Source organism: Lysinibacillus halotolerans (assembly GCF_003711845.1).
Lineage (GTDB): Bacteria > Bacillota > Bacilli > Bacillales_A > Planococcaceae > Ureibacillus > Ureibacillus halotolerans.
The window spans coordinates 1-22357 of the sequence record NZ_RHLQ01000051.1 but is presented as its reverse complement, the minus strand read 5'-3'; the positions used below and the strand labels follow the sequence as shown (position 1 = coordinate 22357).

At 33.3% G+C, this 22357-nt stretch carries 17 protein-coding genes, 16 tRNA genes and 2 rRNA genes; 4 read left to right on the top strand and 31 right to left on the bottom strand.

The annotated features are described in order from the left end of the window. Window positions 1-510: 510 nt before the first annotated feature. From EC501_RS15685 to EC501_RS15650, 7 genes are all read right to left on the bottom strand, one after another. Entirely contained in the window at window positions 511-2262 is a 1752-nt protein-coding gene (locus EC501_RS15685; RefSeq protein WP_108073344.1) for an ATP-binding protein, read from the bottom strand. Window positions 2263-2273: 11 nt separating this feature from the next. Then, entirely contained in the window at window positions 2274-3287 is a 1014-nt protein-coding gene (locus EC501_RS15680; protein WP_108073342.1) for an SIR2 family protein, read from the bottom strand. A 246-nt stretch (window positions 3288-3533) separates the two neighbouring features. Beyond that, window positions 3534-5579, bottom strand: coding sequence for a DUF262 domain-containing protein (locus EC501_RS15670; RefSeq protein ID WP_122973291.1), 2046 nt, complete (start codon window positions 5577-5579; stop codon window positions 3534-3536). A 193-nt stretch (window positions 5580-5772) separates the two neighbouring features. Continuing rightward, on the bottom strand, window positions 5773-8838 hold the full coding sequence (locus EC501_RS15665) for a type I restriction endonuclease subunit R (RefSeq protein WP_122973290.1): 3066 nt from the start codon (window positions 8836-8838) through the stop codon (window positions 5773-5775). Between the two features lie 29 nt (window positions 8839-8867). Beyond that, window positions 8868-10130 carry a restriction endonuclease subunit S gene (locus EC501_RS15660; RefSeq protein WP_122973289.1) on the bottom strand — a complete coding sequence of 421 codons (1263 nt, stop codon included), beginning with the start codon at window positions 10128-10130 and terminating at the stop codon, window positions 8868-8870. Then, entirely contained in the window at window positions 10127-11677 is a 1551-nt protein-coding gene (locus tag EC501_RS15655; RefSeq protein ID WP_122973288.1) for a type I restriction-modification system subunit M, read from the bottom strand. The genes EC501_RS15660 and EC501_RS15655 overlap by 4 nt, the downstream gene beginning before the upstream one ends. A gap of 111 nt (window positions 11678-11788) precedes the next feature. Further along, a complete protein-coding gene (locus tag EC501_RS15650) occupies window positions 11789-12727 on the bottom strand; it encodes a hypothetical protein (RefSeq protein WP_122973287.1) in 939 nt (312 codons plus the stop codon). Window positions 12728-13144: 417 nt separating this feature from the next. Between EC501_RS15650 and EC501_RS15645 the strand changes: the two genes are divergently transcribed. Beyond that, complete coding sequence (locus EC501_RS15645; protein ID WP_122973286.1) at window positions 13145-13498, top strand: hypothetical protein; 354 nt, start codon at window positions 13145-13147, stop codon at window positions 13496-13498. A gap of 54 nt (window positions 13499-13552) precedes the next feature. On the opposite strand, the gene EC501_RS15640 is transcribed toward EC501_RS15645, so the two are convergent. The 6 genes from EC501_RS15640 to EC501_RS15615 all read right to left on the bottom strand — a co-directional run bounded on the left by EC501_RS15640 (window position 13553) and on the right by EC501_RS15615 (window position 18314). After that, window positions 13553-14350 carry a hypothetical protein gene (locus EC501_RS15640; RefSeq protein WP_122973285.1) on the bottom strand — a complete coding sequence of 266 codons (798 nt, stop codon included), beginning with the start codon at window positions 14348-14350 and terminating at the stop codon, window positions 13553-13555. A gap of 39 nt (window positions 14351-14389) precedes the next feature. Further along, window positions 14390-15418, bottom strand: a complete 1029-nt coding sequence (locus tag EC501_RS15635; RefSeq protein WP_122973284.1) for a hypothetical protein — start codon at window positions 15416-15418, stop codon at window positions 14390-14392. 93 nt (window positions 15419-15511) lie between these two features. Then, entirely contained in the window at window positions 15512-15853 is a 342-nt protein-coding gene (locus tag EC501_RS15630; RefSeq protein ID WP_122973283.1) for a helix-turn-helix domain-containing protein, read from the bottom strand. Between the two features lie 355 nt (window positions 15854-16208). Next, window positions 16209-16499 carry a helix-turn-helix domain-containing protein gene (locus EC501_RS15625; RefSeq protein WP_122973282.1) on the bottom strand — a complete coding sequence of 97 codons (291 nt, stop codon included), beginning with the start codon at window positions 16497-16499 and terminating at the stop codon, window positions 16209-16211. Between the two features lie 182 nt (window positions 16500-16681). Continuing rightward, entirely contained in the window at window positions 16682-17452 is a 771-nt protein-coding gene (locus tag EC501_RS15620) for a DUF1385 domain-containing protein (RefSeq protein WP_122973281.1), read from the bottom strand. A 40-nt stretch (window positions 17453-17492) separates the two neighbouring features. Continuing rightward, window positions 17493-18314: a helix-turn-helix domain-containing protein gene (locus EC501_RS15615; protein WP_122973280.1), complete on the bottom strand. Its 822-nt coding sequence runs from the start codon at window positions 18312-18314 to the stop codon at window positions 17493-17495. A 465-nt stretch (window positions 18315-18779) separates the two neighbouring features. Between EC501_RS15615 and EC501_RS15610 the strand changes: the two genes are divergently transcribed. From EC501_RS15610 to EC501_RS15605, 3 genes are all read left to right on the top strand, one after another. Continuing rightward, window positions 18780-19103 (top strand): DUF771 domain-containing protein, encoded by a 324-nt coding sequence (locus EC501_RS15610; RefSeq protein WP_122973279.1) that lies wholly within the window; start codon window positions 18780-18782, stop codon window positions 19101-19103. A gap of 112 nt (window positions 19104-19215) precedes the next feature. Next, entirely contained in the window at window positions 19216-19536 is a 321-nt protein-coding gene (locus EC501_RS18760) for an Arm DNA-binding domain-containing protein (protein ID WP_338322903.1), read from the top strand. A 7-nt stretch (window positions 19537-19543) separates the two neighbouring features. After that, window positions 19544-20323, top strand: a complete 780-nt coding sequence (locus EC501_RS15605; protein WP_338322902.1) for a site-specific integrase — start codon at window positions 19544-19546, stop codon at window positions 20321-20323. 147 nt (window positions 20324-20470) lie between these two features. Here EC501_RS15605 and EC501_RS15600 read toward each other — a convergent pair. From EC501_RS15600 to EC501_RS15515, 18 genes are all read right to left on the bottom strand, one after another. Then, a tRNA-Leu gene (locus EC501_RS15600) sits at window positions 20471-20553 on the bottom strand. A 47-nt stretch (window positions 20554-20600) separates the two neighbouring features. After that, window positions 20601-20674, bottom strand: a tRNA-Cys gene (locus EC501_RS15595). 9 nt (window positions 20675-20683) lie between these two features. Next, window positions 20684-20758, bottom strand: a tRNA-Gly gene (locus tag EC501_RS15590). 4 nt (window positions 20759-20762) lie between these two features. Continuing rightward, window positions 20763-20837: transfer RNA gene (locus EC501_RS15585), tRNA-Gln, on the bottom strand. A 34-nt stretch (window positions 20838-20871) separates the two neighbouring features. Continuing rightward, window positions 20872-20947 (bottom strand) — tRNA-His (locus EC501_RS15580). A gap of 44 nt (window positions 20948-20991) precedes the next feature. After that, window positions 20992-21067, bottom strand: a tRNA-His gene (locus EC501_RS15575). Between the two features lie 28 nt (window positions 21068-21095). Next, window positions 21096-21169: transfer RNA gene (locus tag EC501_RS15570), tRNA-Trp, on the bottom strand. A 12-nt stretch (window positions 21170-21181) separates the two neighbouring features. Next, a tRNA-Tyr gene (locus EC501_RS15565) sits at window positions 21182-21265 on the bottom strand. A 6-nt stretch (window positions 21266-21271) separates the two neighbouring features. Then, a tRNA-Thr gene (locus EC501_RS15560) sits at window positions 21272-21347 on the bottom strand. Window positions 21348-21359: 12 nt separating this feature from the next. Further along, window positions 21360-21435, bottom strand: a tRNA-Phe gene (locus EC501_RS15555). Window positions 21436-21451: 16 nt separating this feature from the next. After that, window positions 21452-21527 (bottom strand) — tRNA-Asp (locus EC501_RS15550). 3 nt (window positions 21528-21530) lie between these two features. Continuing rightward, a tRNA-Met gene (locus tag EC501_RS15545) sits at window positions 21531-21607 on the bottom strand. A 45-nt stretch (window positions 21608-21652) separates the two neighbouring features. Beyond that, window positions 21653-21728: transfer RNA gene (locus EC501_RS15540), tRNA-Val, on the bottom strand. Between the two features lie 22 nt (window positions 21729-21750). Beyond that, window positions 21751-21825, bottom strand: a tRNA-Glu gene (locus EC501_RS15535). A 15-nt stretch (window positions 21826-21840) separates the two neighbouring features. Beyond that, window positions 21841-21932: transfer RNA gene (locus EC501_RS15530), tRNA-Ser, on the bottom strand. Window positions 21933-21940: 8 nt separating this feature from the next. After that, window positions 21941-22015: transfer RNA gene (locus tag EC501_RS15525), tRNA-Asn, on the bottom strand. 14 nt (window positions 22016-22029) lie between these two features. Beyond that, window positions 22030-22145: ribosomal RNA gene (rrf, locus tag EC501_RS15520) — 5S ribosomal RNA — on the bottom strand. A 127-nt stretch (window positions 22146-22272) separates the two neighbouring features. After that, a 23S ribosomal RNA gene (locus tag EC501_RS15515) occupies window positions 22273-22357 on the bottom strand; the annotation flags it as partial.

Below are 22357 nucleotides of genomic sequence, written 5' to 3'. Positions count from 1 at the left end.
TTTGGTTTGACGGCCATTTTCATTATATCGAGAGGAGTTTTTAATTCCATCTCCATTACCACTCTAAAAGTATATTTTCACACGTGCAGAGCACGTGGTTTTAAAAGAATTAATAAAAAACGTTTCTTACATAATGTAAGAAACGTTACTTTTACTGCTTTCTCAGTAGCAGTATGATACCGGTGGTCGGGATCGAAATAGGTCTTCAACTCTTGATAACACTGGGTTTATAAAAGCAATGTGTAAAATTTGTGTAAAACTAGTAAATTACGACATTCAAGTCGGTAAACACTAAAATATAATGAGGTTCACTATAACGATTTAAAGGTAACTGAAATTTTTTATTAGAAATTATTCCAGAAAAACAAAGGGATAGATTCAAATTCTCACGACCTATTAATCTATCATAAATATGGTAATGATGATATATATTATGCTTCCAGTTGTGGAAGATAAAATTGGATTAAGCATCGTATATTTAATATTGTGAAATGAATTACTTATATAAAATTATTGCATACTTTGTAATCTCCATGCCCTTACTGCATCTTCAATTACATTTTCTTTCTCTGTTTTCATCCATTCATCCCAAAAATCAATAGTTCCACTATCTGGTTTATTTACTGGTTCAGAGATTCTTATCCTGCTCGGAAGTAAACTTGCGTCTCCTACAATTAGCGCTTCTCCTTGATCAAGTATTGGTAGAATATTAGTTATTCCCCCTAAATTGTCCGGTAGTAGCTTTTTAATTACATTTTGATCTTCAGCATTTGATAATCGCATTGCAATAAAGTTGTTACATTGACTTAAAATTGTTTTATTTACTTCTGAAGGTCGTTGGCTAATAATAACTAATCCAACACCATATTTCCTACCTTCTTTGGCAATTCTCTCAAAACTTTTTTGTGCAGCCTCAACGTTGCTGGTGGAAGCAGTGTTTTCTGGAACATAGAGATGAGCCTCATCACAAAGTAATGCAATTGGATGTCGATTTTCTTTTTCTGTCCATTGCTGAATAGAAAAAACCAGACTGGCAATTCTACCAATTACTAACGGGAGTACATCAGACGGAACTTCTGAAAAGTCTATAATTTTTACTCCACCTTGCTTATTGATTTGATGATCCCTTCCAGATAAAAGAGCTTTTGATAGTTGATTCATCCAACTCCATTCTTGGACATATTTAGGGGGATTCATCATAAACCCCAGTCTCTTATCACTCATTTTATTTTCTAATCTTGCAATAAAACGGCTTAGTTTCCCATAAAACTGTCCTTGCTTTTGAGTATTTGGTTTTGCTCCAGGAACCATTTGGGTATCTAATTCTTTGAGTGTTTTTAGCACACTATTTAAACAGTATGGTATAGGACTATCAACAGTAAAATGATTCAGTATTTCTGTTTCTCCAATTTCCTCCAAGTACTTTCTTTTTGCATCATTTACAGTTCTAGACATTAACATAGACTGGTTTGGAGCATTTTGATCACTCCGATCAACTAACATATTCACCATATCTTCATAGCCCAATAACCAATATGGGAAGAAAAGTATCCCGTCTTTCAAACTCTTTTCACTATCAATTTCGCTTGGACCAGCTATTTTAAAATGTTTTATTCCTTCTTCTCTTAAAGTATGGTATTCACCATGCAAATCAAATAGTATTGCGTTACAATGATTTAGAGACGCCACTTGTTCTAGAAGTTTGGCCGTAGTCCATGACTTTCCAGAACCAGTGCTTCCTACAATTACTGCATGACGTTGAAAAAATTTATTTGCATCTAAATATGCAGTCGCCTCTTCATCTAAAGTGTAATTACCTAGGCTCAGCGCATTAACTTCACTTCCAGAATGAAATGAAAGGGCATTCATAAAGTTTGTTAAAATATTTCCATCAATAGGAAAGCAATCTGCATCAATCTCTGGAACAGTTTCTAAAGTACGTCTAAAGACATTGGATTTGTCTATATATCTATTAAAAAAAGTCCCTATTAATGTTACTTTTACAGTATTATCGGAATTTACTTCATAAGGTTCAGAAATATCTTCTTCCTCCACAACTTCGTTCATTATAGATTTTCGAATAATTTTTTGAACCATGCCAATAAGATGCTGACCAGCCCTACTACTCCTAAGAGCTACAAGACGATTAACCTGCATACTACGTAATCTTTCAATATTTTCAACCTTTATTACAACACTAGCAGTATCAACAGCAATCACTTTACCTAAAGAATCATCCTCCATATAATTAAATATACTCATTTTATCCTCTCCTATGTAAATGTTTTTATGAATTCTTTTAATTCCCAGATCGATAAATTAATCTCTAAATCATCTCTATTAGGAAATACTAGATTAGAACCCTCCCCACATTCTTCAATACCAAGTATTTTTGAATTCTCGTTTGTTTTTATAAACTCTCTTGCCTTTGGTGTTAATTCTTTTGAAATTATAATAATTGGTGTTTGGGAATTCCTCATTTTCTGCATTAACTTTGGCTGAATGTGATCGTCATTAAATCCGAAACCTATAATTAATAATGATTTTGCTTCTAGAAAGACCGTATCCACCCTTGTAATTAATGTTCTAAAAGGATCATCATGAGTATGTTGATATTTGTTTTTACCAGGGGTTACCATTACAGGAAATAGGTTTTCTGTATTTTGAAAGCTATCTGGCAATGCTAATATCTCGTTTATTGAGGTAGTGTACCAATCAAGAGAACCATGAACTTTTAAAATCTCAATCTTATTTAATACTTTTTCCTTATTAAATTTTCCATCAAATCTTTGTATGTACTTTCCTAAAAATCCAGAGTAGTAATTAAAACCTGCATAATCAACTGCATATTCTACTAAGCGATCATAATTTGTAGTTACAATCTTGATTTGAGGATTAGCCGTCTCACTAAGATGCGTTATTAATAAACTTAAAGGCATATCTACCTCACCTAAAACCAATTTCTCTCTAATCTCAATATCCTTTGGTAAGATTAATTCCTTAGTTTTTAAAACAACTTCTTTTTCCAAACGTTTGGAAATATCCACTTTGTGTAATGCTGTTTCTAGGTCTAAACCATTATTTAGATATTGCTTAAATTTCTCCCACAATTCTTTTTCATCTTCAGTAGCAATTATTTCCTTCGTAAGATAGTTTGCTAATTGCCCCATACCCGCTATGCCATATGCTGCCGAAGCACCACTTCCGATTACGATTACAGGAATTTTAGATATGGAATCTTGTATAAATTTCAGTACATCTTTAGGTATTTCATTATTATTTGACATAAAAATCACCTTATTTTAACTGTTCTCTAAAGAAGTTCGTTAATAACGCTCTTTTGGTTTGAATGGATAAAATATTCTAGTAACTTTTGTGGTAGTTAAAGCGAAACATTCTTCTCAATGCCTTCTATAAAGTTTCATTTAAAATGCTTATAACTTGCTTTTTTACTGACCACAATTTCGGGTTCTAACATCAGATGTTCCTATTGTAATCATATATCTCTATAAAAAAATACAAGTATAAAAAATCTATTTAATTATGAAATATACATCTTCCTCAATACCGTATTCTTTTGCCAATAATTGTATATAACTATATATATCTTTTGCACTAAAATGTGTTTCTAAATATATATCGGTAGTAATATTTATTGGTTTTCTAAAGTTTTCCTGATTTGTAGAAATTATTTTTTTATAATTATTATTCTGTAATAGTGAATAAAATAGTTCTCTATCGAAATCTAATAGTTGTAAACACATTTCTGTAAGCATTTCTTTCCAGGTGGTTACTACTATTTCTTCATCATCAAAAATGAGCTTGTCTGGCTTATAGCCTGTGACATTTAAGTTTTCAGATATTGAATATTCAATACTTGATTGAAGTACATTACCTTCTGTATCTTTATAATTATCTACTGGCATGGGCCAAATCTCATTAGCTATCTCAAATAATTTGTTTGCTCGATTTATAATACTTTCTTTATTCCAATTATCGTATTGATTTATATCCCTTGTAATTTTAATATTAGAATTAGCATAAAAATCTTTCTTTTCCCCAAAACTTTTATTAGACATTTCCGAGTTGTATTTTGTTAATGTAAGATTTCCTATAGTATCTCTGTACACCTTATGTACTTCTTCTGCATCCCTTCCTAAATCAATGTTCCATTTTGGTGTTATCACTTTAGGCATTATATGTTCTATAGTCAAATCAATGTTTTCAACAACTTCTTTATGAAAGTGCTTTTCTATACTATATAAAGTGTATGTAGCTATATCTTTTCTACTGCGATAAATCTCAAATTCTACGAAGTGACGCTTAAACTCTTCATTCCTCGGAAAAATTGCACTTCCGTCTTTACTCATTAAATAATCAATAACAGAATCAATATGCGATTTCCCTGCGTTTTTATTAGCAGCAACATTTTTTGCCATTGAAGCGAATACTTTATTTAGAGCATTAGTTGGTTTTGCACATATGGCTCTTCTGTATAAGTAAGAGTTAATAAGTTCAATTGTTTGTATCAATTCAAATTCATCAATGACTTGTTTATGAAAAAAGTCATCAAATAATTCTAACAAATAAGGATAGACGACAGTAGATTTCAATTGTTGTAAACTCCATAGCCGCTCATTAATAGATTCTATATCAGAATTTAAATTAATAAACCAATGATAATATTTCGCATACTTAACTAACTCTCTTAAGATGTCCTCACTAGAGTAATGATTTTTATAATAAAACTTTTTGAACTCTGAGTAAACTTTTTGTTTATTCACCGTTGTTCCACTTTTCATTGACAAGAAGCCCCGTATAAATTCTGATATCCTTGCATTCGAAAGAAACTTTTCGATTGTTATCCAATATTTTTTATATAATTTAGATTGATCATCATAATCTAAACTCATTAGAACAAAGTTTCTAATTAAATCTGCTTCCGTTAGAGAAAGACCTGTAGAATTTAAACTTTCGAAAATTATCTGTGGATTTTCCTTTGGCGAATTTTTATCTAAAGAAATATATACAATCTCAACTAAAGAAAGTGCGTCAAATATTGAATTTGGGTCATATTTCGAGTTATTGATAAGTGTTTTAAATAATTCATAATTAGTAAATACTTTAGATTCCTTAGCATTAGGAACTGATTCAATTAAATCTGAGTAGGCTTTTCTGTCATCCTCAACAGGTTTTAATTTTAATTTATATTGATCATCAACGAATTTATTAATAATATATGTATCAAAAATCTCTTCTTTACGGCCTTTTTCTGCAGGATTATTTGCATCCAACAAATCATATATAGCTTTTAAAAGCAAAAATGTTGTTGTTATTCTTTGTTGGCCATCAATAATAATCCTTTCCATTATTAGACCAGGTTTCTCATTAGATACAAAAACGATAGTACCTAAAAAATGTCCACCTCCAGAGTTTTCTTCTAAAATAGCTTCTACATCTCTAAAATATTGTTTAACTTGATCCTTGGTCCATTCATAATTTCTCTGATAAACTGGTATATTAAACGTACTTTTATGTTCACCTAACAGTTTTAATAGTTTAATTGGTCCTGCTTCCAAGACATATTCCCTCCTTTAGATAAATCTATCATACTTATATAAAGCTGGGGAAAAGCAAAACAGATACTATCTTATACGCTTTTCCCCCTACTCAAATTATTGGATTGTTTGTAATGCCAATTTAAGATAAATCCCTGCTTACTCAAACTCTCTTCCCTTAGGAATTTATTCTGGGACTTACAAACTTTTTGTATCATGCATTCAACGGCCAATCTCTATACTGCTCCTCAGCCTGCTCCATGACAGCGTTTGTAATAAACTCAAGCTGCTTTCCTGTTATTTTCTCTCGTAACAATACTCTCTTAACTGCTAATTTGACCTTTGCATAAATATCACGACGATGTTCACTCGTCCAATCCACCGAAAGCTGTTTTTTAACTTCTATTACAATTTTGTGTATCAAATCGGCAATAAACTGATTATCAAACGCTTCTAATTCCAATGAAGTTATCACTTTATAAAACTCAATTTCTTCATCAGATAAGCCCAATTCTTGTCTTTGCTTTGCCTCTTCGTCAACTTCCTTTTTCATTTGTACCATCATTCTAACTACATCAGCAGCTTGAATGATTCTATTATGGTAGTCTTTTAACGTTTTCTGAAGAAGCTCATTCATGTCCCGCTCTTTTGGGCTTCCTTTTTTATAATTCAGCTGGATATGATCCTCTAGCAATTTTTGCAAGAGTTTTAAGCGTAAATCCTCATGCTCTTTCTTTTCAGTATCTTTTAGAAAGTTTTCATCTAAAATGCTTATATCAGGCTTTTCAATTCCTGCTACTTTAAATAAATCAACAGGTTCTTTCGTTAATAGATGATCGTCTACTAATTTCGTTAAACGTTCTTCAAGTGTTTGATTATTCTCTGGACGAAAAGGAGGTGGTGCTATATGTTTTCTAAGTTGAATTCTCACCATCTGCATTAGCGTTATTGCATTTGCATACTTAAGTACTTCATCTCTGTGCTTTACAAGTGTATAAGCTTTTTCTGCCTTTACACATTCCTCAATAAATTCCTCAGGCTCTGTATTTAGCTGATCATTTACAATGTCTGCAATCAAATCTTCCCTTGTTACTTTATCTAAAGACCGCCAGTTAAAAATATCATATTGTTTCGGTATAAAGCTTTTTGCTCTCTCAAAGTTACGATAAAAAATTTCTAAAGCTTGTCCTATATCTGCATCGGATGTTTTTGTTGCATTATTGCCAGTATACTTCTGTGTTGCCTCTTTTAAATTTGTTGATATGCCAATAAAGTCAACTATCAGACCGCCCTCTTTTCCAGGAAACACTCGGTTTACCCTTGCAATCGCCTGTATCAGATTATGACCATGCATTGGTTTGTCCACATATAGGAATGATAAATTAGGTGAGTCAAATCCAGTTAGCCACATACTAACAACAATAACCAATTTTAATGGATCATCTGGATTTCGAAGTCGTGCTTTAACTTCCTCTTGTTCCTCTTTGGTTTTAATATGGGCGTATTTACTTCCTTCATTTTTCTCCCGCCACTCTTTTGGATCTTTTGATACTTCTCCAGTCATGATTACTTCTACTTCTGGACAATCAGGAATTTTACGCATTTGATCATATAAACGAACAGCTATTTTACGACTCATACAAACAACCATTCCTTTTTGAAATGGGTTTGCAGCTGCATTAAAATGAGAAATAATAGAATGAGCTAACGTTTTCAGTCTCTTTGGTGTACCGACTACTTTTTCTAATGCTGCCCATTTTAATTTATATGCTTCTGTTTCCTCTTCAAGTGAACCAATATCTTGCATTAATTGTTTATACTCTTCATTGATATCTCCACCAGTTAAATCTAAAGGAATTAATCTACTTTCATAATAAAGTGGTAATACTGCTTTATCCTCAACAGCTTGAGCCATGTCATATCGATGGATAATGTGTCCAAAAATTTCTTGTGTATTGTTTCCTAATAATTGTACAGGTGTACCAGTAAAACCAATGAATGAAGCATTAGGAAGGGCATAACGCATCTGAGCAGCAAATCCTCCATCAAATCCACTTTGAGTACGATGAGCTTCATCGGAGATAACGATTACATTCCTTCTTTCAGATAAAACTGGATGGTGCTCTTCCCCGCCCTTTAAACGAAACTTCTCAATGGTGGAAAATACAATTTTACCTGCTTCTCCTTTTAATAGATCTCTTAACTCATCAGAGCTTGCGGCATGTTCAATATGACCAATCATGGAGCGACCTTCCATAAAAGTGTCATGCAACTGCTGATCCAAGTCGGTTCTGTCAACTTGAACAACAATAGTTGGATTCTCTAACTCTGGATGCTTTGATAGAATATTTGAGAAAAATAACATACTTAATGATTTTCCAGAACCCGTGGTATGATACATAACTCCGATACGACGATCACCATCTGGTCGTGTTGCTCGTATTGCCTCATTTACTGCAAATGTAACACCAAAATACTGGTGATACTTTGCACCGATCTTAACATGATTACTACCACCTTTATCGAGAAAGACGATAAAATTACGGACATAATTTAATAAACGTTCTTTCGGAAACAAACCATTTATAAGTGTCCGCATTGTATTAGCTTTATTATTATCAACTGTTTCACCATCCATTGACTTCCACGATGCAAAGAAGTCATAGGGAGCTGAAGGCATACCATGTTTCGTTTCAGTGTTATCTGAAACAACTACAAATGCATTATATTCAAAAAGTTGAGCTATATCCGACGTATAATTACGAATTTGTGTATAGGCATCAAATACACTTGCATTTGGGTTATTTGGACCTTTTAATTCAAAAACAACCAGTGGCAGACCGTTTACATAAATAACAATGTCAGGTCTCCGTGACATTCTACCCTCAATCGATAACTGGTTGACTACAAGAAAATCATTATTTTTAGGCTCTTCCCAATCAATAGGATAGACATGAACAAACTTTTCTTCATTATCTATCTCATATTTAAAATCGATCCCTTTAACCGTTAATTGATGAAACTCAAAGTTCCGATTTTGCCAACCTACCCCTTCTGGTAAAAGGAAAAGTGACACCAAACGTTTAATATCCAATTCTGGAATAAATGGATACTTCTTCTTTAAAAAACTCTCCAAGCGGTTTGGAAGAACAACTTCTTGTAGTCGTTCTCTCTCACCACGTTGGAAAAGATCTTGAGCATGAAGATATTCATACCCTAATCGTTTTAGCCGTTCTATCGTCGTTTCTTCAAATTCAGATTCACCTAGAGGTCTAGTCATGATGTTTTCACCTCCGTTAGTAGATCATTTTATAGTACTTCCTCAACATGCTTTTTTGCTTTTGTTACATCGATTTCCCCAGATAAGAGACGAGGAAGAAGATAGTCTCTAATATTTTTCAAGTTAATATTCTCCCAAATATTTTTTTCGATCTTTTCGAATATGTTATCAACCTTTTTATGGAATGCAACCATTATTTCTTTTGGCGGGATGACTACAAAATAGTTAGTCATCAACTTAGCATTGGCTCCTTTTCTTGCTGACCCCGTCCCAGCTCTCTCAATATATAACTGATACTCTTTAGATGTAGTCAATAGGTATAAAAAATGAGGACTTAAATAATCGGTTTTTGGTGTCAGTCGAACCAGGAATGATGCATAGACAGCTTCAATATTTGAGTTGATATAGCCTACAGCTCCTGTTGAATTACCTGTACGAGCAATTACTATATCACCTTTATTTAATTTATATTTTTCATAATTCTTTTCCTCAATAGGGCAATAAGGTACTTTATCCCATGATATAAAACGATCTTGTATATCTGTTATTCTCAGAAAATGAGGACCGATTTTCTTTTCAGTTGCTGACTCAGTATATCCGTATTGAGTATTAACAAGTTCAGCTAATTTTTTAATCTTCCATCCTTTTGGTATCATTCCTAACTCTGACTCAACAAATTCTTCACCTTGAAAAGGGCCGTAGTCAACAAACCAATGCTTATAGAGAGTCATAGATATTTCACCAAGGGTTTGGTTTAACTTCAGATTTAGTTTAATTTTACTATCATATGTACTTAAAATATCAGCTAACTTATTTTGAATTTCAAGTGAAGGAATTTTTACTTCAAAATCTTCAATTATCCCTTTTGTTAAAGCCTTTCTTGTACCACCATGTACATAATTTAATAGCATTTCTTTATTTCGTGTGTCATTCAAATAGTACATGAGATAATGAGGATTTGTATTCTCGTCTACCCGAATAATAGCAACATGCTGATTCACTCTTGCAGGAAGAATTTCTTTTGGAACAATGCAACATCTTCCAACCGAGTCTCCAGTGATATTCAGTAAAATATCATTTTCTTGTAAAGCAACATTTTTTAACTTTTTTGCTTGCTCCTCATCTATAAATACAAGACCATCCTTTTTGAATTCGTAGTCATAGATGTTTTGGCTCCGAATTAAAGCATATGGGCCTTCTTCCATATAAACCTTTTGTCCTCCACGTGGTGTGGATCCACTACCTACTTTTATCGCAATATCCTTAATCCTCTTTACTTCCCATCTAATCACACCAATTCCTCCAAGTCTTTTCTAATCTTCTCTTGAAGGCGATTTGATTCTTCAAATTGCTCAATAAGTCGTTGAGTTAATTGTGTCATTTTTTCCTCATATGGTACATCGTCTTCTTCTGACTCTTCAGTTCCAACATATATTCCTGGGGTAAGTTTACAATCATTCTTTTTAACTTCATCAATTGTCGATACTTTGCAAAATCCTGCAACATCTTCATACTCTTCGGAAGTACCCTCATTTTTGAAGTTATGATAAACAGCAGCTATTTTATCTACTTCTTCTTTCGATAAAGCTTTTTGTTTACGGCTAACTAAAGTTCCCATTTTACGAGCATCAATAAACAAAATTTCGTTTTTACGCTCACGGAAGCCTTCTTTTCCATCTCGATTCTTACTTAAGAAGAACAAGCAGCATGGAATACCTGTAGTAAAGAAAAGTTTTTCTGGTAATTGCACAACACAATCAACATAGCCCTCATCCACTAAACGTTCACGAACTTCTTTTTCCTCTCTAAGATTTGTTGTCATCGCACCATTAGCCATTACAAAACCTGCTGTTCCTTTATTGCTTAAATGGTATAGAAAATGCTGCATCCACATATAGTTAGCGTTACTATTTGTTACCGGACCAATTAATCGAGGATCTTCCTTAGAAATGCGTTCGGCTCCCCAATCTTTTTGATTAAATGGAGGATTAGCGATAACATAATCGGCTTCTAAATCTGGAAATTGGTCATTAAGTAATGAGTCACCTAATCGAATGTCTGCATTTATCCCATGAAGAAGGACATTCATTTTTCCAAGTCGAACGGTTGTTGTCACATTCTCTTGACCGTAAAAAGAAAGCTCTCTTTTTCTTGGTGTATAATCTTCACTTTGAATAAACATCCCACCACTACCGCATGCAGGGTCAAAGACTTTTCCACTAATAGGCTCAAGCATGGCCACTAATAATTGAACAATACTAGATGGAGTAAAAAACTCTCCACCTCTATTACCTTCTGATGAAGCAAATGAGCTAATAAAATATTCATATGTTCTACCTAATATATCAACACTTCTTTCATCCTTAGCACTAAAAACGTCTCTAGAAAATATTTCAATTAAACCTGAAACATTTTCTGCTGGTAAATTTGAGCTTTGATATATACGTGGTAGCATTCCTTCTAATTCGGGATTCTCTTCTTCCAATCGCTTCATTGCTATATCTAATATTTCTTTAATATTTGCCTGTTTAGCATTTTTTACAATATAAGACCAACGTGATTCTTCTGGAACAAAATATACATTTTCAGCACGATATAAGTCTCGATCTTCACTTATAATTTCATACATTTCCTGGTCTGGTGCGTACCAATCGCTACTTGGATCCTTTGTCATCGTTTCAATTTCTAATTGCCGTTGCTCAAACTTATTGGAAAGGTATCTTAAAAAAATAAGTGGAAGAACATGATGTTTATAGTCTGAAGGAGCTATACTTCCTCTCATCTTGTTTGCTGCATCAAATAAATCTTTCTGAAAATCTATATCTGCTTTAACTGTCATGTTTTCTCCTCCGATATTTGTTACATTTATACTATATTTTACCATAAGAATAGGGACACTGACTCTTAACAGGATTATATTAACTAACTTCGATGTAGAACTAGCAAAGATTTATTCTGTAAAATCCATAGGACTTACATATTTTAATATCAATGCTGCTTTTAATAGTTGAAATAATTTTAAAACGTCTTCTTGAGTAATGGAATCGTAATCATGGAATCCATGTGTAATTGAGTTTCGATTTAGTTCTTTGTTAAGTTGTTCTGGAATTGAAACAAATGTCTTTTCGTACATTCTTAATACAGACTGTGCAAACACTTTAATGAAGCCTTCTTGGCCATTTTCTTCATTTGTCAGCTTTTGAATTTTATAATATAGCCATTTCTGTTTAGGTTTCAGATTAACTGCAATTTCTTCTTCAGTAATATTTCCTTCATACCATGAAGCTACTATATGTTCGAATGTAGAAAACAATGGAAACGTACACAACTTATAATATCCTGCTTTATATGCTCCATAGGTTTCTTTAATCAGTGACACATGTAATTCATATATTGGATCACTTGTAATTTCCAGAACATATTCATCTAGTTTTGAATCAATGTAATCTGCATAATTACTTACTTCTTCATTTTCGAGAGCATCTAAAAGGTCAACATCTATACACCATAAGTTATCTTCTTGTTCCTTTAAGAAAGCATCTATTTCTTTAAGTCTTTCTGCCGCAGCTTTACTTAAGGCATCCCAATCTATTCCCTTTAAAGGTGCTGTTAATTGATTAATGGCTTCTGTTATTTGTGTAAATGGTCTTAGAGCCTCGCTAATTTGTTTTTGCATTTCAGTAATAGGTTCAATTAGTTTTCTTCTTAAATCTATAACTGGTTGTACACTTGAAAGAAATTGCTTTTGAATTTCATTAATCCGCTCTTTAAATTCTTCGCCTATGTATGGAAGTTGATAATCTTTTGGTCTAAGAGAATCAGTGTTATAGAAATTATTACCATTTTCCTCCGTCTCTTTATTATCTACATAATTCTCTTTGTCGCTCACTTAGTTCATCCCCCTTTTTAATGATATTTTAAATCTTTCACTAGGTTTCATAAAAAATATTCCCCTATTAGGCATTAAAATTTTATAAAATTTTCTAGCCCAACCTAGTATTAATTTTACCCTATGTAACGAGAATTCGAGCCCCGAGTATATCATTTTATACCGCCTCATTTATCAGCACCCCTTCGGGTAAAATATTTACTCCTTCGATGTTTATTATCCGCAATTATTAGCATAGATGAAGAAATTTACTAGCGTTTCCGTAGCCTTTCCTCTCATACCTCTCTCTAATTTTTATTTTTTCATCTTATAAATATTGCAAACTATTTATTTTTACTATTTTACAAGGAAGTGATTAATTTCTAATACTTTTTTTCAGATGATTTTCAGTTAAAAATTCAGAAAGGAATGATGTAAATGCATTATTGTCATTTATGCGGAGAAAGAATTGAAAACAAAGAGGGGTATATCGGCACAAAGGAGGAAAAATTAATTCATTCGTGCTTCAATTGCTATATTGGCACCTTGGAGCCAATCAAATTTGATTATGAAAAAGTACGATATCCATTGGTTGGAATACGTGATATTCAACTTCACGATTCTATTGTCTTTTATAATGTAGCTGGAAAAGAATTAGCCAGGATATTCCTAAAAACATACAATGAAGGAATGATTGACTTTATAAAATCAGAATTGCAAAGAGATGTCGGCCTCAGAGAAGATGATTTAATCATCATCATTGAACCATACGATGTTAAATTAAAAGTATAATCTGAACATGTAGTCTATGATTTGCTTATAGAAAGTGGGCAATAATTGCCCACTTTATTTTATTGCATTAGTATGTGGACACCAGTTCAACTCTCTTTCTTTGTTCTTGATAAATGTCCAACTGTTTCCCGAAAGCATATCAACGATTATTAAATATTGTTTGATACTTAATGCTCCCTTTTCATTAAACTGTTCAATTACATTTGGTATAAATTGAAGCTTAAACTCATTCTTAGTCCTACTTAAATCTTTTTCTTTAAGCTTTTCAATGGCCCAATAACATAATTCTTTCCACCTTTTTAATCGATCTTCCTCATATTTCTCACCCAATAATTCTTTACAACATTTCCTGCACAAATTAAAGTTGTCACGAATATATAAATCCCTTCGAAATTTTATATATCCTGCACAGACTTCACAACGTAAATCTACAATATTGTCAATTTCATGAATGTTATTATCATTTTTATAACAATGATTATATATGTCAAGACAACTTCTACATGTTACATCTTCAATTTTGCCGTTAAAATCTAAAATATAGTTCTTACTTGTTCCAAAGTCCTTTTCACATAAAGTAATAAAATTGTGGATAGAAATATGATTCAATAATTTTGGTTCTTTTATTTTGCCTTTAACAATTACTAGTTTACCAGATTCCCTTATTTCTCTAGCAATTTGTTTAGAGGATTTTATGCTTCCACGTAATCTCTCTCTTAATTCTTCTAACTGTCTCCATCTCGACCAATATTCCTTTTCACTAATTAGATCTTTTTCCATTTTTAGTTCATTTGATAACTGTTTGTATTGAGAAAATAACTTTTGATCATATTTTACAGTAACAATATTCACAACGAATTTCTCCTTTATTTTTATCATTTTTTTACTGGACTATATACGCTGATATTCAGTCATAAATTCATTAAACGGGTTCGATAAAAAATCTAATTCAAATGCATCAGGTAAAAGAATTGGATTTATTCCAATTCTTCTCAGCTTCCTCTCATGCCTTTTGAATAGCTGGAGATTCTGTTTATAATCACTGGGGACAATACAACTATTATTATCTATAGCTTCGATAGTTTGCTCATAGGTTCCAGCACATTTTATTAATTTTAGTAGGCTAATTAATTTGGATTTCATACTATTAGTTAAGTTGCAAGAGGATATAATATTTTCAGCTAAGCAAAATTTGTAGTAATTCTCCATACCAATATTTTTGTTATATGCATTACGAATAATATCGAATGCAATATCTGGGTCAAATAAATCAAACATTGCTGAAGCCTCATATTTCTTTCTTATATGTCTAAGTGCTCTTGTGGTACGGTATTGGACTTCTATACGATAGATACCTCGACTAGACTCTATTAGCGTATCAGAGACATTCTGTTTCTTCATATAGTCATATTTGTCGTAAAAATTAAACCTTACACTTTTAGACTGCCTATACATACTTCCAGATTTATTTATTTTGTCTTCATAGTGATGTGGTATTTTAGCTTTATTTGCTAGTGAGACGTAGACATCTGTATATGTTGAATGAATTTGCATAGCATAATCAACTCGTGATAAATTCCAACCACCACTTAATTCCGGAAGTGCCTCATGTATCGATAATATAGTTTCATTCAGTGCATCAGTAAGCTTTCGCACATTATGTTGAGAACAATCGAACAACGCTACAGTTAACATTCCTCTCAATAGTACTTCAGGTTCTATCTCTAAAGTAATATAATAAATACCTTTACCTGAATCACTAATATTAAGTCTTCGTATTCCTGGAATTTCTATAGGATTTGAAATGCAGTAATATCTATTGCTGGATAATTTGGTTATCAAATCATTCCCAAATGCTTTCTCTAATGCTTTAATCATAAAAAAGTTTGTCTTTAACTTTAATTCAAATGTATGAAGCATCTCAAAACTCTCCCCCATTTTGGTCGTGCATGTCCTGTATATTTTAAAAACTATTACTCAATTGCAGTTGCTATATTCATAAAAACTTTGCGTTTATTTTAAATTTGGTATTAATGATGTCTCTACCATTTCAATACCTTTTTGAAAGCTTTCAATATCCAACTCATTATGGTCCAGTTTTTTAACAAGTATTTTTAAATCTGTTATTTTGTCATTGACTTCATGAAATGTACTTGTTTCTTCTAGGAAATATTGCAGTGGTTTATCAAAAATGTGTATGAGTTTCAACAATTGATCTACCTTTAATTGTGTTTGCCCTTGCTCCAAACGCCAGTAAGCATGGAGTTCAATCTGCAATCTATCAGCAACGTCCTGTAGAGTATAATTTTTTCCTCTCCTTGCAGCTCTTAACTTTTCATGATTAAATTTCAACATGATTTATCCCTCCATTTCCTAATTGAGATATTTTTCTAAAAGTACTATTACCTTCAAGAATGGCGTAATTCATAAAATACTTTCAATTTCTACCAATAAAAAGTCCAATCTATAACATTACTTCACTAATAGCATCTAATGCACATGCAAGTGGGTAAAGTAACTAGTAGAATCATATAAGCTACTAAATACAAGCATTGTATTTATAAGGATTTTTCAAGAATTTTTGAATCCTTATATTTCAATGTTTCTTCCGTTTTTACAAAAACAAATATTTTTCTTGAGTCCTACCTGGTTAATTGTACTTTTCCATTTAGTTTGTATTATTTTTTCTTCCAGTAATATATTTGCTCAATTAGCCTTCAGTTTCCATGTCCTTTTCTACTTTTTCCAATACCATTTCATAAGATCTACATATTATTTTTGCATCTCTAACAGGTAAACCTTGTTCTAACCTTCGTAACCGACTAGGATTTACCCTAGTTTGATTCGCTATAAATGTTCTTGTTAATCCTAATCTGCGTCTCCATTCATATAAATGATTCCCCTCCTCTTTCCATCTAAGTTTTTGCTCTTGTTTATACCTTTTCGCTTTTTCTTCTGGCGTTTCATTCTGCCTCGCTACTAACAAATCAACTAAGTTCATACAATTTTTCCTCCCTTTCGTTTTAAACGCAAAAAAAACGCTCAGTTCGCCAATTTATAAGACCATAAGATCTTATAATTCTTGACGCCTGAGCGTTTTATCTGAAAGTGATTTATAATATTTATTTATCTTTATCCTAAAATAGTTATCAAAAAGTGTCAATATTCATTTTTAAAAATGATCTATACTTTATTATCATTTCTTTCCGCTTTTAAAAGAGCTTCATATGATGCTACAGCAACTTCTACATGCCTTGATGATGGCTTTGATGTGAATAGAGTATATTGTATAAAACCACCAATCCAATAAAAAGGTGTAAGCATTCTTGATTGAATTAGAAATAATTCATATCCCAAACAAACACTGAGTACACCTAGGAGAAGTAAGTCTGCAATAAAAAAAGAAAAGATGTAGCACCAAAAGAAGAAAAAGACCACAATATTTGATCCACAGCGTCTATGTATTCTTGATTGCATAATTACATCTGATATCGCTAGACTGGATAATGTACTAAATGATGTATCTGTCATATGTTCAGCAGCATGATACTTACCTAGGTTTGTTATTTTACAAATTACTCCAAATGTAACCAATATAATTGTAAGTAGTAATAAAAAATGGCTTTGAATCAATTCAGCAATAATTGATAAGACGAGCATTGATGAACCTGATGCTATTACACTATTACGAGTCATTAATACAAGCAGAACCAAAAGTGGAAGAAATATAAATAGATAAAGTTTCCACATTACTATAATCGGATTTATCAATAAGAATAATCCACGTATTATAGGGATTTTGTTAATAACTCTATCTAACTTTGAAGTATCCTTTCTTTTAGTAATATTTATACTAAGCGTTCCATCTCTGTTCCTAATGGCTTTTGAAATATATTTCTCTGAATAAAATATCACACCATTAAACCTTGCTGCACCACCTTTAATAATTGACATAATTACCTCCAGCAAATACTTTTTTGATTTCAGCAATCAACTAATTTATCTGGTTAGTTGGTGCAAAAACGTTTATGGTCAATAATGAGATTGCATGTGCAAAAATATTAATACATTTTTCATACTCAAGATTAGTATCACCATAAAAATCATTCAATTTATTTAATAAGAGTTCCAACTTTCTAATTAGTTGATTATTCTGTGATTGAAAATCATAACTAGGCAATAGATCAGTAATATAGTTTTCATCTATTCTTTTACTATTTGGCAAATTGTTATTTTCAACTTTAATCATATAGTCAAGAAAACAGTTAATTACATTTAAATCCCAAAATTCTATATCTGGTTCTAGTTCAATTTCGGATAGTTCTATAAGTAAATCCATCACATAAGCTTGGTTTAAATAATAATTATATATGGAGTATAGGTTTTCATGTTCATGTGGATTTTTGTTAAGAACACCTGTTATCTCCTCAACTAATTCTCTTGTTTCATTTCTTAAACCTATAATTGAATTACAACAATTCATAAAAAACATTAATGTATAAAAGCGATTAGCTGTACAATCATAATGCTTGAATATATTATATATTCTTTTAACAGCACCAGCCCTAGAAGTACAATTTTCTACAATATCACAAATTGAAATGATATCTTTGTAGTGTATGTTTGTTTTGCATTTAACATTTTTTAATTCTTTAGCCCTCTCTATTGATTCTACGCTATATTTCTTATATTTGTTATTTCCTATCATAGGTTTAATTCCGATTCTCTCTAGCAATTTATGAACCTGACTCCTATTTATTTTATCGATATTCAATATTTCAGCAACTTCACCCACAGTATAATATTTTTTTGACATCAAAATCCCTCCAATACCCCACTTATTATTAATTGTAAACGTAACAGTGGTAGTACGGTCAATAGTTTATAACTACCTCTATACTAACAGTATACTAATCTATTGCTTTAAAAATATAACTATTGACTTAATCTACCAACTTCTTGTATATTATATTTACAAACTGAAAAACAAAGTAATTTATTACACTAAAGATAAAATGCATTTGTGATAAGGTACTACAATATTTTCTACTTGAAGACCGCACTTATCAGTAATGTGTTTTTTATTTTGTGCATAAAAAACCACTTTGATAAATTTCTTTATAACAATAAACTTGTAAAGAAACTATTACACTTTAGATAAAATGCAAAACAAAAATGCTTTTGCAATAAGTTACAGGTCCTTAGAGATTCTGTTTCTTGTTGTAAGAGCATTTTTTTGTGCTGAAATAATCGAAAAATCAACATTGTGGAGGTATGAAAATTGGAACAACAACTTTCAGTTAATCTAATTATCCCTATCCCATCTGATTCAGTATTAATTTCAAAAGTAGAGCTGGAGGAACTTAAACAGCAGCAGTTAGTAGGAGTTTATTGGTCTATGAAAGATCTTGAAGAAAGAACGAATAAAAAACATCAATGGATCAAAGAAAATATTCTTTATCCATCGGAATTTAGAAAAATTCTTGATGTAGAGCATGGCGGATTTGTCTACTATCCAAAAACTCAAGGTCAAACATGGTCTTTTCAAGCATCTAAAATGGCCGACTTTTTAGATAAGAATTTTCACCGAATCTTTTCCCAATAACAGCACAATAATCAATCTAAACTAAGTAACTACAAAACAGAAAAGAAAATTGTTAAGATAAGGGTGACCTATTTCAACCTGGCCACCCTAATGAAAAAGTGAGGGGAATAATTTGGCTAGTTATCAAAAAAGAGGTAATAGATGGTATTTTACTGTTAGCCGTATGGTTGACGGTAAATCAAAACCTATAAGAAAGGGAGGCTTTCGAACTAAGAAAGAAGCTCAAATTGCAGCTGCAGAAATAGAAGCGCAGTTAAGTAGAGGACTTCTTCCTCATCTAACTCCAGTGCCAATAGATGAGTATTTTGACAAGTGGGTTAGGCTTTACAAAACAAATATAAGTGTTACTACTCGAAAGCATTACGAGTACACTTATAAAGCGATCAAAGAATATTTCGGGAGCAAACCCTTTACAAGAGATTACCAGACATGATTATCAAATGTTTATTAATCAGTTTGGTTCTAGTAGAGCTAAAGAAACAGTAGAAAAGGTAAATACCCATATTCGTGCATGTGTAAAGGACGCAATGGATGAACAAATCATACGTGATTTTACAAGGAATACTGTAATAACTTATACTGTACCCGCCAAAAAATCAGAAGAAAAACATCTTAGCTATAAAGAAAGCCAGATGTTATTAAAAGAGATCTGGAAGAATATTGATAACGGATTAGGCTATTCACTGCTTTTACTAGGATTAACTTCTGGAATGCGTTTTGGCGAGATGGTTGGACTTACAAGGAAGGACTTTGACTTTCAAAAAAATACGATAAGAATTAATAAAACCTGGGGTTATATGAAACGTCACCCTGAAGGTTTCGGACCAACAAAAAATGAACAATCTGTGCGAACGATAACAATGAATCCAACTGTCATGGCTCATTTTAAAAAACTATTTAAAACCATGCCTACAAATATTCATCAGTTGGTTTTCTATAGTCCTACCTCAAAATACAAAGTTATAAGCAATACCAATGCAAACAAGCTGTTAAAGAAAACTTTAAGCAAGCTTGGTATTACTCCGATTTCAATTCACGGGTTACGTCACACACATGCCAGTGTGCTTTTGTATAAAAATGTGTCAATTCATTATGTAAGTGAACGACTTGGACATGGTGACATCGATACAACCTTAAGAGAGTATACCCACGTCATTAAAGAGTTACGAGAAAAAGATGATCAGGCAACCGTAAAGATTTTCGAGAAAATGATTGGGTAAAATTTGTGTAAAAAATGTGTAAAATCATTCGAAAACTAATCATTTTTTATCAAAAGTCTAAAATATAAAAAAAGCTCGTAAACCCTTATACATCAAGGCTTACGAGCAATAAAATCTTTTTAAAATTAACTAAAATTAATTTAAGAATACCGGTGGTCGGGGTCGAACCGACACTCCGTGATGGAACACGATTTTGAGTCGTGCGCGTCTGCCAATTCCGCCACACCGGCATATTAAAAAAAGATAAAAAAAAGATCGGTCATACCGATTAAAATTTTGGAGGCGGCAACCGGATTCGAACCGGTGATAAGGGTGTTGCAGACCCGTGCCTTACCACTTGGCTATGCCGCCATAACTTTTTGGAGCGGAAGACGGGGTTCGAACCCGCGACCCCCACCTTGGCAAGGTGGTGTTCTACCGCTGAACTACTTCCGCAAAATGGCTGGGGTACCAGGATTCGAACCTGGGCATGACGGAATCAAAATCCGTTGCCTTACCGCTTGGCTATACCCCAAAAATATAATGTAGATAGTAATTCTAAGTTTATATGGGGCGACTGATGGGAATCGAACCCACGAATGCCGGAACCACAATCCGGTGCGTTAACCACTTCGCCACAATCGCCATAATTATATTTATGTTCAATTTCTTTATTTTAAAACTTAGAATGGGGCGACTGATGGGAATCGAACCCACGAATGCCGGAACCACAATCCGGTGCGTTAACCACTTCGCCACAATCGCCGTAATAACTAGTTTTAAATTAAAAAATTGGCAGGGGCAGTAGGAATCGAACCCACACCAAAGGTTTTGGAGACCTCTATTCTACCGTTGAACTATGCCCCTATTTTTTTGAAATGGTGGAGGGGGACGGATTCGAACCGCCGAACCCGAAGGAGCGGATTTACAGTCCGCCGCGTTTAGCCACTTCGCTACCCCTCCGAAGAATGGTGCCGGCGAAAGGACTTGAACCCTCAACCTACTGATTACAAGTCAGTTGCTCTACCAATTGAGCTACACCGGCAACATATCTACATGGTGGGTCAGGACGGAATCGAACCGCCGACACTTAGAGCTTCAATCTAATGCTCTACCAACTGAGCTACTGACCCATGTTTTTATTTAAAATGGCGGTCCCGACCGGGATCGAACCGGCGATCTCCTGCGTGACAGGCAGGCATGTTAACCGCTACACCACGGGACCATTTGGTTGCGGGGACAGGATTTGAACCTGTGACCTTCGGGTTATGAGCCCGACGAGCTACCGAACTGCTCCACCCCGCGATAATATTATTATTTTGTTACTTTCATTATACCATAAATTAAATATGGTGGAGGATGACGGGCTCGAACCGCCGACCCCCTGCTTGTAAGGCAGGTGCTCTCCCAGCTGAGCTAATCCTCCAACTGGATTTATAAAATTCAAATGGTGACCCGTACGGGATTCGAACCCGTGTTACCGCCGTGAAAGGGCGGTGTCTTAACCACTTGACCAACGGGCCAATCAATAAGTAATATGGCGGAGAGTAAGGGATTTGAACCCTTGAGACAGTGTTACCCGCCTACACGATTTCCAATCGTGCTCCTTCGGCCTCTCGGACAACTCTCCAAGAAGTATGGCTCCGAAGGTAGGACTCGAACCTACGACCAACCGGTTAACAGCCGGTTGCTCTACCACTGAGCTACTTCGGAATATTTAGATAGCCGCCTAGCAACGTCCTACTCTCGCAGGGGGAAGCCCCCAACTACCATCGGCGCTAAAGAGCTTAACTTCCGTGTTCGGTATGGGAACGGGTGTGACCTCTTTGCCATCATCACTAGACTTAAAACCGAAAGACAAGTATTATTATACCATATTTGAAAGCAATTACAATACTTTTTTTATATTTTTTTGCTTCAAATTTATTATTCTTTCAAAACTGGATAAAGACATTGAATGCATTCAAGATTTGGTTAAGTCCTCGATCGATTAGTATTCGTCAGCTCCATGTGTCACCACACTTCCACCTCGAACCTATCTACCTCATCGTCTTT

Excerpts from the sequence above, each read along its gene's own strand:
- EC501_RS15685 (WP_108073344.1), bottom strand. The coding sequence starts at position 2,262 with ATGAGTATATTTAATTATATGGAGGATGATTCTTTAGGTAAAGTGATT.
- EC501_RS15605 (WP_338322902.1), top strand. The coding sequence starts at position 19,544 with ATGTTTATTAATCAGTTTGGTTCTAGTAGAGCTAAAGAAACAGTAGAA.
- EC501_RS15620 (WP_122973281.1), bottom strand. The coding sequence starts at position 17,452 with ATGTCAATTATTAAAGGTGGTGCAGCAAGGTTTAATGGTGTGATATTT.
- EC501_RS15630 (WP_122973283.1), bottom strand. The coding sequence starts at position 15,853 with ATGTTGAAATTTAATCATGAAAAGTTAAGAGCTGCAAGGAGAGGAAAA.
- EC501_RS15645 (WP_122973286.1), top strand. The coding sequence starts at position 13,145 with ATGCATTATTGTCATTTATGCGGAGAAAGAATTGAAAACAAAGAGGGG.
- EC501_RS15680 (WP_108073342.1), bottom strand. The coding sequence starts at position 3,287 with ATGTCAAATAATAATGAAATACCTAAAGATGTACTGAAATTTATACAA.
- EC501_RS15625 (WP_122973282.1), bottom strand. The coding sequence starts at position 16,499 with ATGAACTTAGTTGATTTGTTAGTAGCGAGGCAGAATGAAACGCCAGAA.
- EC501_RS15615 (WP_122973280.1), bottom strand. The coding sequence starts at position 18,314 with ATGTCAAAAAAATATTATACTGTGGGTGAAGTTGCTGAAATATTGAAT.
- EC501_RS15635 (WP_122973284.1), bottom strand. The coding sequence starts at position 15,418 with ATGCTTCATACATTTGAATTAAAGTTAAAGACAAACTTTTTTATGATT.
- EC501_RS15665 (WP_122973290.1), bottom strand. The coding sequence starts at position 8,838 with ATGACTAGACCTCTAGGTGAATCTGAATTTGAAGAAACGACGATAGAA.
- EC501_RS15655 (WP_122973288.1), bottom strand. The coding sequence starts at position 11,677 with ATGACAGTTAAAGCAGATATAGATTTTCAGAAAGATTTATTTGATGCA.